17 protein-coding genes are annotated in these 15009 nt (G+C 45.7%); 12 read left to right on the plus strand and 5 right to left on the minus strand.

Going from position 1 to position 15009, the window contains the following annotated elements; genetic code table 11:
- The first annotated feature begins 140 nt into the window (after positions 1-140).
- From H6F56_RS20085 to serS, 3 genes are all read left to right on the plus strand, one after another.
- Positions 141-683 (plus strand): zinc ribbon domain-containing protein, encoded by a 543-nt coding sequence (locus tag H6F56_RS20085; protein WP_190671696.1) that lies wholly within the window; start codon positions 141-143, stop codon positions 681-683.
- Between the two features lie 98 nt (positions 684-781).
- Positions 782-1651 carry a transglutaminase family protein gene (locus H6F56_RS20090; RefSeq protein ID WP_190671698.1) on the plus strand — a complete coding sequence of 290 codons (870 nt, stop codon included), beginning with the start codon at positions 782-784 and terminating at the stop codon, positions 1649-1651.
- Positions 1652-1829: 178 nt separating this feature from the next.
- Positions 1830-3110 (plus strand): serine--tRNA ligase, encoded by a 1281-nt coding sequence (serS, locus tag H6F56_RS20095; RefSeq protein ID WP_190671701.1) that lies wholly within the window; start codon positions 1830-1832, stop codon positions 3108-3110.
- Positions 3111-3335: 225 nt separating this feature from the next.
- On the opposite strand, the gene H6F56_RS20100 is transcribed toward serS, so the two are convergent.
- Positions 3336-4388: an endonuclease/exonuclease/phosphatase family protein gene (locus tag H6F56_RS20100; RefSeq protein WP_190671704.1), complete on the minus strand. Its 1053-nt coding sequence runs from the start codon at positions 4386-4388 to the stop codon at positions 3336-3338.
- A 53-nt stretch (positions 4389-4441) separates the two neighbouring features.
- On the opposite strand from H6F56_RS20100, the gene H6F56_RS20105 reads away from it, so the two are divergent.
- From H6F56_RS20105 to rpsN, 4 genes are all read left to right on the plus strand, one after another.
- A complete protein-coding gene (locus tag H6F56_RS20105) occupies positions 4442-4579 on the plus strand; it encodes a hypothetical protein (RefSeq protein ID WP_190671708.1) in 138 nt (45 codons plus the stop codon).
- Between the two features lie 37 nt (positions 4580-4616).
- On the plus strand, positions 4617-5711 hold the full coding sequence (rseP, locus tag H6F56_RS20110; RefSeq protein ID WP_190671712.1) for an RIP metalloprotease RseP: 1095 nt from the start codon (positions 4617-4619) through the stop codon (positions 5709-5711).
- A gap of 32 nt (positions 5712-5743) precedes the next feature.
- On the plus strand, positions 5744-6460 hold the full coding sequence (gene nth / locus H6F56_RS20115; RefSeq protein WP_190671715.1) for an endonuclease III: 717 nt from the start codon (positions 5744-5746) through the stop codon (positions 6458-6460).
- 114 nt (positions 6461-6574) lie between these two features.
- Positions 6575-6877 carry a 30S ribosomal protein S14 gene (gene rpsN, locus H6F56_RS20120; protein WP_190671718.1) on the plus strand — a complete coding sequence of 101 codons (303 nt, stop codon included), beginning with the start codon at positions 6575-6577 and terminating at the stop codon, positions 6875-6877.
- Positions 6878-6939: 62 nt separating this feature from the next.
- Here rpsN and H6F56_RS20125 read toward each other — a convergent pair whose 3' ends face one another.
- Entirely contained in the window at positions 6940-7269 is a 330-nt protein-coding gene (locus H6F56_RS20125; protein ID WP_190671720.1) for a hypothetical protein, read from the minus strand.
- Positions 7270-7397: 128 nt separating this feature from the next.
- On the opposite strand from H6F56_RS20125, the gene aat reads away from it, so the two are divergent.
- The gene (gene aat, locus H6F56_RS20130; RefSeq protein WP_190671722.1) at positions 7398-7979 is read left to right on the plus strand and encodes a leucyl/phenylalanyl-tRNA--protein transferase; all 582 of its coding nucleotides are present in this window, start codon (positions 7398-7400) and stop codon (positions 7977-7979) included.
- Between the two features lie 85 nt (positions 7980-8064).
- Here aat and H6F56_RS20135 read toward each other — a convergent pair whose 3' ends face one another.
- The 3 genes from H6F56_RS20135 to H6F56_RS20145 form a co-directional block, all read right to left on the minus strand.
- Positions 8065-8673, minus strand: a complete 609-nt coding sequence (locus H6F56_RS20135; protein WP_190671724.1) for a Uma2 family endonuclease — start codon at positions 8671-8673, stop codon at positions 8065-8067.
- 104 nt (positions 8674-8777) lie between these two features.
- A complete protein-coding gene (locus tag H6F56_RS20140) occupies positions 8778-9629 on the minus strand; it encodes a DUF3598 family protein (RefSeq protein WP_190671726.1) in 852 nt (283 codons plus the stop codon).
- Between the two features lie 146 nt (positions 9630-9775).
- A complete protein-coding gene (locus tag H6F56_RS20145) occupies positions 9776-12037 on the minus strand; it encodes a caspase family protein (protein WP_190671727.1) in 2262 nt (753 codons plus the stop codon).
- Positions 12038-12479: 442 nt separating this feature from the next.
- Here H6F56_RS20145 and H6F56_RS20150 point away from each other — a divergent pair, with 442 nt between their 5' ends.
- The 4 genes from H6F56_RS20150 (at position 12480) to H6F56_RS20165 (ending at position 14765) form a co-directional block, all read left to right on the plus strand.
- Positions 12480-12833, plus strand: coding sequence for a hypothetical protein (locus tag H6F56_RS20150; RefSeq protein WP_190671729.1), 354 nt, complete (start codon positions 12480-12482; stop codon positions 12831-12833).
- Positions 12834-13175: 342 nt separating this feature from the next.
- Positions 13176-13799, plus strand: coding sequence for a cold shock domain-containing protein (locus H6F56_RS20155; RefSeq protein WP_190671731.1), 624 nt, complete (start codon positions 13176-13178; stop codon positions 13797-13799).
- A gap of 109 nt (positions 13800-13908) precedes the next feature.
- Positions 13909-14376, plus strand: coding sequence for a hypothetical protein (locus H6F56_RS20160; protein ID WP_190671733.1), 468 nt, complete (start codon positions 13909-13911; stop codon positions 14374-14376).
- Positions 14377-14480: 104 nt separating this feature from the next.
- Complete coding sequence (locus tag H6F56_RS20165; RefSeq protein WP_190671736.1) at positions 14481-14765, plus strand: hypothetical protein; 285 nt, start codon at positions 14481-14483, stop codon at positions 14763-14765.
- Positions 14766-15009: the final 244 nt, after the last annotated feature.

The raw sequence follows: 15009 nt of genomic DNA on the forward strand, positions 1-15009 counted from the left end.
TTCCAAATTATCTATCATTTGCCGGCGCGGAAACTTCCTAGTCAAATTTCCCTTACACTCCTCCCATTCGCAAGTCCAGTTCCTGAAAACTCACTTAAAATGATGGAATCAGCGGGTTTTACTTGACATCAGGCACCATCATGGCTTATCAATGCAACTTAGACGCCGGCCAACAGATTATCATCGACAATCAGGGAGAGCAGACGGCGATCTCTCTGACGAGCAGTGGATCTGGACAGCAGCAAAGTCAGCGCACTAGCTTTACCACCGGCACTTGGACTTCACCCCCTGTTTTGTTCCGCACCTCCGCCGGCTTTGTCTTGCAATTAACGACTGCACAAGGTGATCGATTTGTCAAGATACAAGGCAGCAGTATGGGCTTGATGAGTGCGGCACCGGCTTTAACGGAAGCGGAAGCGTTGCCAATGCAGCCGGCAGAAGCTTCTACACAGCAGCCGGTGGAATCGATGAAGCCGATGGAACCGATGAAGCCAATGGAACCCATGAAGATGGGAAACATGGAGATGGCGATGAAACCGATGGAGATGCGGATGGGTGATATGCAAATGAGTATGGGAAAATCGGCAGCAGGGGATACCGGCAAGCGCTTTTGTTCGCAATGTGGCACCGGCGTCAGTTCGAGTGATCGCTTCTGCGCTAACTGCGGACACGGCTTGGTTTAATTTTAGATAGGCAGATTCTCAGGAATCAGTTGATAACTGAGGTAATAATTTTGGCTACATTTAAACTCTAAAATCTGAAATCTAACGTTTTTTGTTTTATGTCTATTAAGGTTGCTTTAAATCATTTAACTACCTATCGATTTGAGCGACCTGTGTTTTTGGGTCCGCATATCGTGCGGCTGCGACCGGCTCCTCGCTGTTATATGCCGGTGAAAAATTATTCTTTTAAAGTTCATACCCCAGAACACAGCCTTTATTGGCAGCAAGATCCTTACGGAAACTTTTTAGCGCGGCTAATATTTCCCCAAGCTACCACTGAAATTAAACTAGAAGTTGATCTAATTGCAGAAATTCAGTCTATCAACCCATTTAATTTTTTGGTAGAACCGGATGCGGAAACTTATCCCTTTACTTATGACCGGCAACTGGCAAAGGAACTGATTCCATTTTTAGAAATTGCAGAATCCGGGCCACTATTGCAAGAATGGATCGCAACTATTAGCCGGCAAGAAACAGCGATAACCGATTTTATCGTCTCACTCAATCAGCATTTACAACAAGAAATTACCTATTCTCTGCGGTTAGAACCCGGTATCCAATCATGTGAAGAAACCCTGAGCAAAAAAATGGGTTCCTGCCGAGACACCGGCTGGTTGTTAGTACAAGTTTTGCGTCATTGTGGGCTTGCGGCGCGGTTTGTATCGGGCTATCTCATTCAGTTAGTGCCAGAGGGAAATCCTCCAGATGGGCCAAAAGTCGATAGTGCCGCTTTGCACGCTTGGGCGGAAGTTTACTTGCCGGGTGCCGGTTGGGTGGGTTTAGATCCCACTTCCGGGTTATTAGCGGCAGAGGGTCATATTCCCCTCGCTTGTACCGCTGATCCTGAAAGGGCGGCACCTGTAACCGGCTCAACAGAAGCTTGCGAGACTCATCTAGATTATTCCTTAACTGTTTCTCGGCTTAATTAAGGGGATGCCGGTGAGGCAAGTTTATTGCTACTGCTATAATTAGGGACTCTCTGACGAATGCGCGATAACATATTTTAATGTACTGGCAACAACTGACGTCTGGCACCAAAACCGGACGATATTTGCAGTTGCCCTGCAGGCAGAATGTTAGAGAAACGAGACGAGTTGGGAAAAATTTGTGCTTGATATAAAGCAAATTCGGGAAAATCCACAAGCTGTTCAGGATCGCCTCAACCGGCGCGGCGGAAATTACGATTTACAGCCGATTTTGCAGCTAGACGCACAGCAGCGGGAACTGGAAACAAAACTATCGCAGCTGAATGCCCGTAGCAATGAAATTGGGAAATTGGTTGGGCAAAAAATGAAAGCCGGTGCCAAACCCAACGATCCTGAAATTGTCGCCTTAAAAGAAGAAGGCAACGAACTTAAAACCCAGGTGGGAGAATTTGAACCGCAGGCAAAACAGTTAATCGCAGAAATAAGCGCTCAACTGCTATCTTTTCCCAACTTACCTAGCGACTCAACACCGATAGGCAAGAGTGAGGAAGAAAATGTAGAAGTGCGCCGTTGGGGTGATGAATATATCCCTCAAAACACAAATATTTTGCCTCATTGGGAAATTGGGGAAAAGTTAGGAATTCTCAACTTTGAGCGTTCGGTAAAAGTCGCGCAAAGCCGGTTTGTGACGCTGATTGGTGCCGGCGCTGCTTTGGAACGGGCGCTAATTAGTTTTATGCTAGATAGGCAAATTCAAGCCGGCTATGTTGAAGTAATGCCGCCGGTTTTGGTTAATTCAGACGCGCTTACCGGCACCGGACAATTGCCGAAATTTGCGGATGAAAGTTTTAAATGCGCTAACGATGATTTATGGTTAGTACCGACTGCTGAAGTGCCAATAACGAACCTCTATCGAGATGAAGTTCTCACAGCAGAATCGTTACCCATTTATCACTGTGCCTATACACCGTGTTTTCGTCGGGAAGCCGGCAGCTATGGCAAGGATACACGGGGATTGATCAGATTGCATCAATTTAATAAAGTTGAACTGGTGAAATTTGTTCATCCTGATACTTCAGAAGAAGAACATCAAAATCTTGTGCGCGATGCGGAAGCAATTTTGCAAGCCTTAAAGTTACCTTATCGCATTTTAGAGTTATGCAGTGGCGATATCGGTTTCTCGGCAGCAAGATGCTATGACTTAGAAGTGTGGTTGCCTTCTGCCGGCAAATACCGTGAAATCTCAAGTTGTTCTAATTGCTGGGACTTCCAAGCCAGACGTGCCGGTATTCGTTTTAAGGAAGCCGGTAAGAAAGGCACTCAATTTGTCCACACGCTTAACGGTTCCGGTTTAGCAATTGGGCGTACAATGTCTGCAATTCTGGAAAACTATCAGCAATCAGACGGCACAATTCGCATCCCCGAAGTCTTGCAACCTTACCTACATCGTGAAGTGCTGTAAGATTCCTTTAATATTATTTCATTACCAAGTTCAGCTTGGAAAGTTTAGGAGGTTTTGCCTCCTTTTTTATGCAAAAATTATTTTTAAATACCAATTTAACCCAAATATGTTGAGTTTGAAACTTTAGAGGCAAAGTATCAGCTTACAAAATCTCGATTCTCACCCAAATATTAATCCGCTGAGGCTTCACCCTCCCCTTTTCACCCAAATAATGTTGTAGGGGAATCACTTCCCTCTCAGGAATAGAGAAGTCTCCACCGGCAGGTGATCAGAACCGACAGCGTGTAAAACTTCGGTATCCTGAGAAATCCAATCTTTGGAATACCAAATATAATCAATTCTAAATAAGGGTAAATTTAATTTCCACTGAAACTTTTTCACAAGAACACGGATATCCCAACCATGTGGCCATGTAAAGCCAAACCCCAATCCTGAAGCTAAAAATGAATCCTTAAGAATTTTTTTGATTGAATGATAGTCCTGAGATTGATCCGTCATATTAAAATCGCCGGCAACAATCATCGGCAAACTTTCTTTCTGGAGTCGTTGCACTAAATCTTTGGTTTCTGCAGTTCGAGCGTAATGCACATAAGCCGGCATATAGAATAATGAGAAAGTTTTCCGAATTTGAATCCAAGGCGAGGTGAGTTGAATATTGTAAATGACGATATCTTGCTGATTGACTCGAATAATTGCTCGTTGTTGAAATTGTTTATGTCCAGCTAGGTGAAGACGTTCAGCGAATTGTATCGGATATTTACTGAACAAGCTAATACTTGGAGCACTGGCATGATAGGGATAAGCAAGTTTTAAGGTAGGAAACGTTTTCTGTTCATGCTTTTCGGTTGTTTCTTGCAAAAATAATAAATCAGGTTTTTGTTGTTCAATTAAAGTAATGATGTCTTGGGAGCTTGTTCTATTCCAATAGTTGTTAAAAGTTAAAACTTTAATAGGTGTTTGGAAGGCGGCAACATTAACTGATTCTGGAGAAGCATAATTGACATACAACCAACTAAGCAGCCAAATGCAAGCAATAGAAGAAAAAATAAAAAATCTGCGTTTTTTTACAAGCAAAGCCCAAATTGGCAAAAGAAAAGTCGGCAAAAGAATCAAAGGAATCATAATGCCAATCAAGGCAATGACTGAAGAACCATCCCATAATAGAAATCTGAAAATAAAATAGGAAATAATAAAGAGTGAATAAGCATAAACAAGCAATTGAATCAGTCTTTTAAATAATTGACAAGGTTTAAAGTTAAAGCTAGGGATTTTTTTCATAAAAACTGTGTGGAGACTAGATAAGAGCCGGCAAGACGGACAAAACCCCCACAATGCTAGCAAAGACGCTGGCGATGACAAGTCAAAGGAATGCACCCCAACGCACCCAGGCAGAGCAATTTGAGGGGTATTCAAATCGGCATATCCTAGAGCTTGGTGCGGCGCTGAAGCTTCCCCACAACGTAGAATAGAAAAAAGTCAAGCCCGGAATTTCACTTTTATTACTTCATGCCAGTCTTCGCAGTAATCGCAGTTCTAGCCCTCCTGATAGTGGTACACGAACTAGGCCACTTTATGGCAGCTCGGCTTCAAAACATTCACGTCAACCGCTTTTCTATCGGCTTTGGCCCGATTTTGTGGAAATACCAAGGGCCAGAAACCGAGTATGCGCTTCGGGCTTTCCCCTTGGGAGGCTTTGTGGGTTTCCCCGATGATGACCCAGAAAGCAGCAACATCCCTGAAAATGACCCCAATCTGTTACGCAACCGGCCTGTTTTAGATCGAGCGATTGTGATTAGTGCGGGGGTCATTGCCAATTTGATCTTTGCCTATCTGGTGTTGCTCGTTCAGTTCGGCGGTTTTGGGGTGCCGGATGGCATTAACTATCAACCAGGGGTTTTAGTGCCCCAAGTTGTTTCTCAGGAATCTGCCGCAGCCGTTGCCGGCATTAAATCAGGCGATATCATTCTCGCAATAGACGGCAAGGAATTGGGAGCCTCCGAGCAGGCAATCCCAGCCTTAAAAGAGGCGATAGAATCGCATCCGAATCAACCCCTCAAATTAAAAATCCAGCGCGACACCGAAACGTTCTCTGTGAGGGTAACACCAGCCCCTAGCGCAGATGGAACAGGTCGCATTGGCGTCCAGTTGGCTCCCAGTGGCACTGCAAAGTACCGGCCTGCTAAAAGCATTGCCGAGGTGTTTAGCCTAGCCGCAAATCGGTTTGAAGCGATTTTCGTGGGAACCGTTCAAGGGTTTTACCAGTTAATTACCAACTTTGGAGACACCGTTGGTCAAATCGCAGGGCCGGTGAAAATTGTCGAGCAAGGCGCTAAAGTTGCCCAATCAGACTCAGCTAACTTGTTTTTGTTTGCGGCAATTATCAGCATTAACCTGGCAGTCATTAATAGTTTGCCCTTGCCGGCACTCGATGGCGGACAATTAGCGTTTCTACTCCTTGAAGCGTTTCGCGGTAAACCACTGCCTACCCACATTCAAGATGGAGTTATGCAGACAGGATTAATGCTGCTCTTAGGTTTAGGAATTTTTCTGATTATCCGCGATACCACTCAATTAGAGGTGATTCAGAGGCTATTCCAATAAACAATCAGTTGGTAATATCCACTTCCCCATCCATGAGCATCACACGTAAATGGTCAGCCACTCAGCAACGGGCGCTCGAAATTTTGATTCGCTTAAAGCGTCTTTATCCAGATGCTAAATGCACACTTAATTATGAGACGCCGGTGCAGTTGTTGGTGGCAACGATCCTCTCCGCACAATGCACAGATGAGCGGGTGAATAAGGTGACACCGGCACTATTTAGCCGGTTTCCTGATGCACCCGCCCTTGCCGGCGCGGATTTAGAAGAACTCGAAACTTTAGTACGTTCCACCGGCTTCTATCGCAACAAGGCCAAAAATATCAAGGGCGCTTGTCGCATGATCGGAGACAAATTTCAAGGTCAAGTGCCGAAGCGGATGGAACTGCTGCTGGAGTTGCCGGGAGTTGCCAGAAAAACCGCCAATGTCGTTTTAGCCCATGCCTACGGCATCAATCAAGGCGTTACGGTGGATACCCACGTCAGCCGCCTCAGCCGCCGGTTAGGCTTGACTGAACACACCGATGCCGTGCGCGTTGAGCGAGATTTAATTCGTCTATTGCCCCAGGAAGATTGGGAAAATTGGTCAATTCGGCTAATTTATCACGGACGCGCCATTTGTAATGCCCGCAAACCATTGTGCGAAGCCTGCGCCCTTGCGGATCTGTGCCCTTGTGCCAATCTCCCCCAACCTTTGATGCCGGCAGATGTGGATGCCGGTGTTGTTGATGCCGGTGTTGGGAGTGCCTGAAGCGTTTGACTTAATATACAAATCTGTTAAGTACATCGATAGCTCTTGGCCGGCTCTAGCTTGATCAGATACAATGGGAAATAGTGTCTTTATTTGGGGATAAGAGAATCGTTCATGGCCAAGAAGAGCATGATTGAGCGGGAAAAGAAACGCCAGCGTCTAGTGGATAAGTACGCTGATAGACGAGAAGAGTTAAAAGAAGAGTTTGCCAATGCCACTACGCCGGCAGCCAAAATAGAAGTTCACCGGCAACTGCAACAGCTGCCGCGTAACAGCGCTCCTACCCGGCTCCGCAATCGTTGCTGGCTCACAGGTCGCTCCAGAGGTTACTATCGTGACTTTGGCTTGTCTCGCCACGTTATTCGAGAAATGGCTCACACAGGATTGCTACCGGGCGTGGTTAAGTCCAGCTGGTAGTCGTTATCGGATTTTGGATTTTAGATTTTGCATGAGAACGCTAAAATCTAAAATCTAAAATCTTACTGTCCGCAGCATCGATTGATTCCCAAACTGTCTAGTAGCAAGTCGCTAACCGCGTTAGCAACGGCAAACTCTCCATAAAAGCTTTTAGAAAAATCAAACGCTTGCATTTCGGTAACGAGAGCGATCACGAGAGAACCCACATCATTCTCGCCTTCCATTCGCTGTCGGACGAAAATCTGGGCAGCTCTCTGGGCGATCTCTTGATTGATCGGCTCTGGGATAAACTGTTCGTCTAGCCATTTATGCAAAGCAGTTTGCAACCATTCGCCTTCCTGCTGAGGATTTTGAACGGGAGGTAACGTGATCGGTGAAATCGGCTCAGACATTAGCTCTAAATGTTGCAGATGTTTCTAACCATCTTAGGTTGACATTGTCTAAGTAAACAACTTGCCACAGTTGGCGATCCTACATAAAATTGTCGGGCAACTGTCTAAACCATTGCCCAGCTTCTCTGATGAAATTTGATATTCCTGCGATTATCCAGGGGTACGCTCAAGGCTACTTCCTAATGGCCAATGATGGGGAAGAGGGTAGCTTGGGGTGGTATTCCAGCCGGCAACGAGCGTTAATTCCCCTAGATGGGCGTTTTCGCTATCCCCGTTCATTGCAACGCTTTCTCAATCAAGAACGCTTTACAGCAGCCATTAACCGCGATTTTCAGGGCGTTATGGCCGGTTGTGCCAACCGAGAAACAACCTGGATTTCCTCAGAACTGCAAGAGATTTACTGGCAATTGTATCAAGCCGGCTGGGCTTATAGTTTTGAAACCTGGCAAGGAGATGAACTAGCCGGTGGTATTTTAGGAATTGCTATCGGGGGCGCTTTTATTGGTGAATCTATGTTTTATAGAATTCCCGAAGGCTCAAAAGTCGCAATGGTTAAATTAGTCGAACACCTGCAAACGCAACAGTTCCTATTATTTGACGCGCAAATGATGAACCCCCATTTAGAACGATTTGGAGCCTATACTGTTAGCGAACAAGAGTATGAACCCCTGCTCAGAAAAGCTGTGCGACGCCAGTGTTCTTTGCAGTAATTTAAACCTGGGGGTTTCCTAAGCAAAGAAAAGCAGAATACCCTCAATGAATAAGAAACTTTCAGAAAATAACTGAGCAAGTTTCCTAATTTACTGCTGCAAAGATTTCCTTAGCCGTTAGTCGTAACTCTGGAAAAATTGAAGACACGAGAAAATCGTCTCCCCGAAATAATTGCTTTTGATATTCATCCTCGACCAAGGTACAAATTGTAATCGTTGGCTGTTTAGGTTTGCCAATGTACTCTCTGCCGCCAACACCCAGATAGTCCACAATCCAATATTCAGGAACCCCTAAAATTGCATAGTCCTCAACCTTTCGGGCGTAATCATTCTGCCAGTTTGTACTGACAACTTCAACCACAAGCTTTATTGAAGCGCCTAATGTAATGATCGGCTCCTGTTTCCATAAAGGTTCATTTACCATCTGAGATTGAGCTAACACAATGACATCAGGCCGAAAAGCTGTCTCTGTTCCTAAAAGCCTGATGAGACATCGATAGGGAATAAAATAAGCAGCATTCTGGCGATCGATCTCCACATTTAGTTTTCGTCCAATCATCGCAGCGACTTGCTCATGTAATCCTGTTGGTTCCATATTAATTAATTCGCCATCAATTAATTCATAGCGCTCATCGTCACCGTATCGCTTAATGAATTCATCGCTGCCAAGAAGTTGTGGGATTGATTGAACCATCTTGTGTTCCTCACTTAGCAACCATCTGCATTAATAACTGCATATAATTCAACACAAATAAATCACCTGTGTTTATCTTTGGTTTAATTTTTAATTAGGCAAATTTAATTAATTTTGCGCTCAGTAACCAGAGTCAAACTCACCCATTCACCCTTATCACTATACCGGCGAATCAAACGCTGACGCAGATTCGGCTGAATTAACCAACCGGCTTCTAAAAAGAACGATTGACGTAACTGCAAAGATTGAGGGCAGGTAGAAGACGCGCCATCAGGTAACATAAGCACTTGCACCGGCACAGAATTTTCTTCAAAAAGGATAATTTGCCCCTCAATTCGACCCGTAGAAGTAATCGTTTGAGTATCTGTGCCGGTGCCAAAACTCAATTGTTGCACCACCCGATCAGCACCGTCTTTTTGTAATTTCAGTGTTGTGGAATAAGTATCGGGCGAACGCCAGTCAGGATAAAGCGTCTGCGCCTCCCCCTGCCATTCTCCCAACAATTGATCTAAAGTTAAGGGAGGGCGTTCGACAACCTCTGTATCCGCCCGCATTTCCCGGATCAACGTCAATTTATTCAGCTTGCCATCCTGGTTAAATAGCTGTACCAAACGCAGCCGGTTGTTATTAGCAATGAAACCTAATTCTGCTCCAAATTCTGCATAGGGTGCTAATTGGATGCTGCCTTGAGAAAATGCTCCATTCTCAAAAAACAGGATATCTCGCCCTAGAGAACTGTACTCCCGCACCATCTCCTGAACATTGGTTTCCTCTAAACCGCCAGAATTAGAAGCAAACCGGCGCAATCTGAGGCGAACTTTTTGGTTATCCTCTAACCCTTCTAAAAAAAGCACACTTGGCGTCATATTCAGCAATTCACCGGCAGGGGAAAGCTGAGTAAATGAACCTTGCCACTCTCCGAGATTTTGTAAAAAATTATTCCATTGAGAAGACATAATTCAAGCTCTTAATTTTGAAGATTAAATTGGACAAAAAAAGATATAAATCTAATTCTAAATTATTTCATGCCGGCCTCAAAAATTCATATTCCATAATGCCGACAACTTTCCCATCTTATTTAGAGATAACAACCTTCTCCACCTCAAACCACCTGATAAATAAAGCTCAGCGTCGCCCAAGCATTCACATCAAAAGCAAACGCATCGCTTGATATTCCAGCCAGTTGAGCACTGCCGGCACTTGCTTGGTGTAAATCTTGCAAAAGTGCTTGCGCCACCGGCAAAGGATCTGACAGCACACCAATAGGCTGAGCATCTCCCCTTGAAGGCATGGCTGCTGCCAACGCCGCACTTGTCCGAGTGAAGGGAGAAGTCGAGCAAATCACCTGCGCTTCCGTCACCCCCCGAGTACCGCGCACAATCCAGACAGACTGAGACGCAGCCGAGGGAATTGTCACGCTTTCTCCTGGGGCGATCGCATTTTGCTGCACACTGGTTTCGGTTTGAGCAACTTCTGTAGTACCAGCAGGTTGGACAGCACAAAGGGCAACGGCTTCGCAAACGCCGCCGGCATAGGCTCGTCCCCGGTGATCTAAACCCAGCAGAATGTAATAAACCGGGCGATCACTGTCATTTCGCAGCCGGTACTGGATGCGACTGCCGGCAGATAAATTTAAAACGCCTAAATCTGCGTCCTGGTGAGCTGCCCGAGCTGTTCTTTTATTGCTTTGCTCCCGCAAGGTTTTGCGTTCAAGCTGCACTCGTTGTTCAGTGCCCTCCACCTGTTCGAGGGTGGCTGTAATGCCCAAACGCGAAGATCCTTCATTTGCGGTTAAGCGCCATAACTTAGCTGCCAGAAGCGTTTGTAGTTGTGGCGTTAACCGGCGCACCGCTGCCTTCACGGCTTCCCCACCTTCGCCGATTGTATTGGGAATTAAATCTTGCGCTAGGGAAAACAAGCCGTAGCTGCCTTGAGCAAGAGTGGGTAAAGCGGCTGTTGGGGTTTGGGCGAGTAAAGTTTCTCGCACGCGCCCAAATAAACAATCAGCCGGCTGTTCACCCGCCACCACCGGCGAGACATGAGAAATCGTGGAAAAAGCGCTCGTTGCATCCACTCGCTCAATTCTGTCTAAACCGGCTTCTAAAGCCACCGTCAAGGTGATATTTCGCGGCAACACCCGGACGGCTTCTTGAACAAACTGTCCCACCTTTAGGGGCGTTGCAGCCAACCCATTCGCTGATAAAAGTTGGGCTTGTGCCGTCAAACCACTGCGAGAGCGAATTTGAAGAAGCGAGGCATTTTCATCGGCTGCCGGTTCCTGGGGAACGATTCTCAGCAGAGAATTTACACCATAAGACTCTAACACCCGTGCCGGCAGCCCCGCCAACCACACCTGAACAGTTTTACCATCATCCCCCACGGATATCACCGCCCCATCAGCCCCAACCGGGGACACCGGCACGGGTAACGTATTCTTTTTGCCCGTTTCGTGGAGAATCTGAGGCTGCTGATCTTTGCCTGCCAGTTGCTTGAGGGTACAGGCAGCCCGTTGCAGGTTGAAGTTTAGCGTGGTTGCCGGTGTTGCCCACCACAAACTTTGGGTAAGGGCGTAAGTAAATAAGCCGGCGCTAAACCCATTCCACTGCATTTCAGCCGCTTGCCGATCAGGTGCGGCTGCTGTCAGAATCACTCCAGGCAACCCAGAGGAGCGTTTTTGAGTAATTCCTTCCCGCAACTGTTGCTGAAAATTCAGTTCCTCAGAGTCGGTTGCATCTGCCATCGGGGTTGGGCGAGAGCGAATTCGCAGATTTCCCTGTAAGCCGGTGCCGGGATAGGTGTAGCTGGTATCGAGCACTGCCAAGACACTTTCTGTCTGTAGTGAGCGTATGAGCAGCAGTAGTGTTTCTTCTAATAAATCATTAACGAGGGTGGTATCGGAGCCAAGGATACCATCCACCGGCACGAGAGAATTTTGGAGTTTCGCGGTTGAATCTTGAGCCGATTCAGACTCACCGCCGGCATGAATGCGACGCCCGTAACCGCTGAAGTGGAAAACCACCACATCATCCGCACCGGCTTGTTCCTTCAGATGGCTGACGAAGGCATTTTCAATATTATTGCGGGTTGCGAGGCTGTCGGTGATTGTCAAAACATCTGCCGGTTGAAAGCCAAAGCGGTGAATGAGCAGTTCTCGTTGCAGATCCACATCCGTCACACAGCCATTGAGAGTGTTGCCACTGCCATACTGGTTAATGCCAACGAGTAGCGCCAACTTCCGCGCGTTTGGCTGTGCTAGGGCTTGATAGTAGCGGTCGCCCATCCGCCCCAGCAATGCTTCACTCATTCCCAACCCTGCCAGCAAGCTGCCGGCTCGTTGCAAAAATTCCCGCCTTTTCAGTCCCATTCGCTCTTCCTTGGCTCTTACTTTTAGTTTAAATTTTCAGGTGGGGCTGTGGTGACATCAATTACACATTTCACGCATTGGGGTGGCGGTTTCGTAAACGTGCGGGAGTGAAGCGAGCAAACTGCTGTGGGGCTTTCCTTTGCAGCTCTCGTCAATCAGCATATCATCATATCCGACACACACTCATAACCCAACAGGAGTTATTTAACTATTTAATTTAAGCCTTCAAAGGTAACAAACTTGCTTTTTATTCTTCACTTTCTCAGTGTTTATCTCCCAATTTGTAATCTCTTATACATAACCATCAAGACATTGCGCGGGCATATTTCTCTTTGTACAGCCTTGATTCCTTGATGAAAGCGTGGTTTGGAGATAAGATAATTGGTGGCATAATTTAGGTTAAGATGTCGGGAGTTGAATTATCTGTGAGCAGCAGAAGTTCATGAATCCAACTTTTACACGTTCAGAGCTTCAAGAAATCGCAAAATATCATAGGTTGCTTTTATGGTCTCTCCCAGGAGCTGTGGTTGCTGACCTTATCCGGTTTTCCTTGGACTATCAATTCATAAATTTACTTATGTATCTGGCAATAGCTGTTTTTCAGCTATTTGCGCTATATAATCTGGCAAGAATCCTCAAGCTTTCGGTTGTGTGGATAGTGTTGCTTAGCATTGGCTTATTCGTACCAACTTTAACTTATGCGATACTACTTCTCTCGCATGAGAGAGCGATGAAAGCGATGAAAGCTGCTGGCGTCAAAGTAGGATTTATGGGGGCTGATCCCAACTCCATCTAAATGCAGCTTTACGGATTCTGATTACAATCATGCAAGAAAACCCAGGGATTGTTCCCAAAGTGCCGGTTAATACAGCGTTGGATCTGACCGACAAAAGGTGAGCTGTGAAATATAAAAGTTATTTGGGAGCATCTCACGTTCCTAAAAAAGGCAACTAAAATTCACAGGGACACAGACTCAAAACACCGTCACAGGTTATCAAAGTCTGCGCCGGCAGACTTGATTTTTGTAGCCGTGCTAGCAGAGCGTTGCGCCAGCAATTTTCCAATCACTTGGTATATTTGTTGTCATCTCATCTCAATTTGGGAAAACTACAAATGAACATCAATATGAGGCTATTTTATGGAACCCGTTCTCAATAAAGGTCAATTGACAACCTGGAAAGACGATAAAGGTTTTGGCTTCATCAAGCCAGAAGATGGCGGTAAAGAAGTTTTCTTACATATCAGTGCGCTGAAGAGAGCAGATCGCCGGCCAAAAGTCGGAGATACGATTTTTTACGAGCGAGTTGCGGAAGCAGACGGGAAGGTACGCGCTACTAAAGCCTCAATTCAAGGTGTTGCAGATCAATCTTTGCAAACCAAGCCGGCATCAAGGAAACAAGGTGTTGCAGATCGACCTTTGCAAACCAAGCCTGCACCAAGGAAACAGGGTTTACTTAAAAGTGTTGTTAGCCTTGGAGCTCTGGCTGTCATTGCGCTTTTTACGACCCTTAGTCCTACTCGTTCTGCCCCTCCAATTAGAACTACCACAACACCTGCTGGTTCTGCCTCTCCAATGAGAGCCGTCATAAACAAAGAATGTGTTATCAAAGGTAATATCTCGATTAGTACCGGCGACAAGCTTTATCACCTTCCGGGTATGGAAGATTACGAAGCAACAAGAATCGATCCAACAAAGGGAGAAAGGTGGTTTTGTACAGAGTCAGAGGCGATCGCAAATGGTTGGCATAAAGCACCGAGGTAGCCGCAGCAGCCCAATACTTTAGCACAGCGGCTGGTGGAAACCTGCTGGTGAGGTTGCCGAGGTTAACTGCCGGCGCTGGCTTTTGCCGTTAAGCATTTATTTGGTAGCAATGGACAAACAAACACGACTAAACCAATTTGTGCGTGATTTGTGTGCATTTATCGAGCGTTACTACTCGGTAGGGGTGCAGTCGGTAAAAGTAGTCGAGATGGAAGGTTGGGTTAAAGGAATTATAGAGGAGCCAACGGGTGATGCTTTGGAGATACAGTCAGATCGCGAGGAGATAACCATCGTTTACGGCGAGAGCCATTGGCACATCGACTACAATGAGCAGTATCAAGATATATATCAGGCTGCAATACAGAGTGTATTTGAAGTGTTGGACGGTAAGTTCCTCACTTTCTCAGCTTGGGCTGGTGAACGCGCCCTAGGTGGAGGATCGCTAAGTAGTGAGACAGAAGATGCCGTGGCAGAGGCGCTGAATCGCTTTAAACGTTACGAAGGGTTCACTGAGCTTGTGATTAAGGTTTGGGGTTGCGAAAGAATATACGAGCGTGCGAAACCGGAGGATGCTTAATACATTACTGCACGGGAATGGATTGAGGCTGCCGTTAAGTTACGTTATGGGTGGGATATATTAGGATTTAGTCTTTGTCAAATTATTTATATCAGTTGAAAGTAATGTCAAAGTTTATTGTCCAAGTTCGCACACGAGATAACTTGCTCGAACTGCTTGCTAAAGAGGAATCTCAGGCATGGAAAATTGCTGAAGATAAAATTCAACGAATTACCCACATTCAAATTGTCAATTTTGAGGGCACACAAATGATAGAGGGAATTTTTGATCGAAGTGCAAGTTGGAGAACAGATGATAACCGACTTGTTTTGAAGTATCAGCAGGGACGGATTGTGAATTGCCAAGTGAAGTTTGATGGGCAAAATCCTGTCCGCTATCTTGAGGAGTAATTACAATAACTGTTTGACGCTGATAAATTAAAACTAATCCCTATTCTTGCAGAAGCGTTAGATGCCGGTGATGAAACTTCGTATTTAAAACGCTTAAATTAATTATATCAAGCATAAATTGTCAATTCAATTACAGCAAATTCGAAGTCTATGAGGTACAGTAGCAGCAATGTGTAAACCAATTTTTGAGATGTTCGAGATTCATTAATTGAAGTGCTAGTTTAATTAAACCATCAACTCCAGA

Origin of the sequence: Microcoleus sp. FACHB-672, assembly GCF_014695725.1 — a bacterium.
Classification (GTDB): Bacteria; Cyanobacteriota; Cyanobacteriia; order Cyanobacteriales; family Oscillatoriaceae; genus FACHB-68.

Bases quoted from the DNA above. Each gene is read 5' to 3' on its own strand.
- H6F56_RS20085 (WP_190671696.1), top strand. From the start codon at position 141: ATGGCTTATCAATGCAACTTAGACGCCGGCCAACAGATTATCATCGAC.
- H6F56_RS20090 (WP_190671698.1), top strand. From the start codon at position 782: ATGTCTATTAAGGTTGCTTTAAATCATTTAACTACCTATCGATTTGAG.
- H6F56_RS20100 (WP_190671704.1), bottom strand. From the start codon at position 4,388: ATGAAAAAAATCCCTAGCTTTAACTTTAAACCTTGTCAATTATTTAAA.
- H6F56_RS20105 (WP_190671708.1), top strand. From the start codon at position 4,442: ATGCTAGCAAAGACGCTGGCGATGACAAGTCAAAGGAATGCACCCCAA.
- rseP (WP_190671712.1), top strand. From the start codon at position 4,617: ATGCCAGTCTTCGCAGTAATCGCAGTTCTAGCCCTCCTGATAGTGGTA.
- nth (WP_190671715.1), top strand. From the start codon at position 5,744: ATGAGCATCACACGTAAATGGTCAGCCACTCAGCAACGGGCGCTCGAA.
- rpsN (WP_190671718.1), top strand. From the start codon at position 6,575: ATGGCCAAGAAGAGCATGATTGAGCGGGAAAAGAAACGCCAGCGTCTA.
- H6F56_RS20125 (WP_190671720.1), bottom strand. From the start codon at position 7,269: ATGTCTGAGCCGATTTCACCGATCACGTTACCTCCCGTTCAAAATCCT.
- aat (WP_190671722.1), top strand. From the start codon at position 7,398: ATGAAATTTGATATTCCTGCGATTATCCAGGGGTACGCTCAAGGCTAC.
- H6F56_RS20135 (WP_190671724.1), bottom strand. From the start codon at position 8,673: ATGGTTCAATCAATCCCACAACTTCTTGGCAGCGATGAATTCATTAAG.
- H6F56_RS20140 (WP_190671726.1), bottom strand. From the start codon at position 9,629: ATGTCTTCTCAATGGAATAATTTTTTACAAAATCTCGGAGAGTGGCAA.
- H6F56_RS20145 (WP_190671727.1), bottom strand. From the start codon at position 12,037: ATGGGACTGAAAAGGCGGGAATTTTTGCAACGAGCCGGCAGCTTGCTG.
- H6F56_RS20150 (WP_190671729.1), top strand. From the start codon at position 12,480: ATGAATCCAACTTTTACACGTTCAGAGCTTCAAGAAATCGCAAAATAT.
- H6F56_RS20155 (WP_190671731.1), top strand. From the start codon at position 13,176: ATGGAACCCGTTCTCAATAAAGGTCAATTGACAACCTGGAAAGACGAT.
- H6F56_RS20160 (WP_190671733.1), top strand. From the start codon at position 13,909: ATGGACAAACAAACACGACTAAACCAATTTGTGCGTGATTTGTGTGCA.
- H6F56_RS20165 (WP_190671736.1), top strand. From the start codon at position 14,481: ATGTCAAAGTTTATTGTCCAAGTTCGCACACGAGATAACTTGCTCGAA.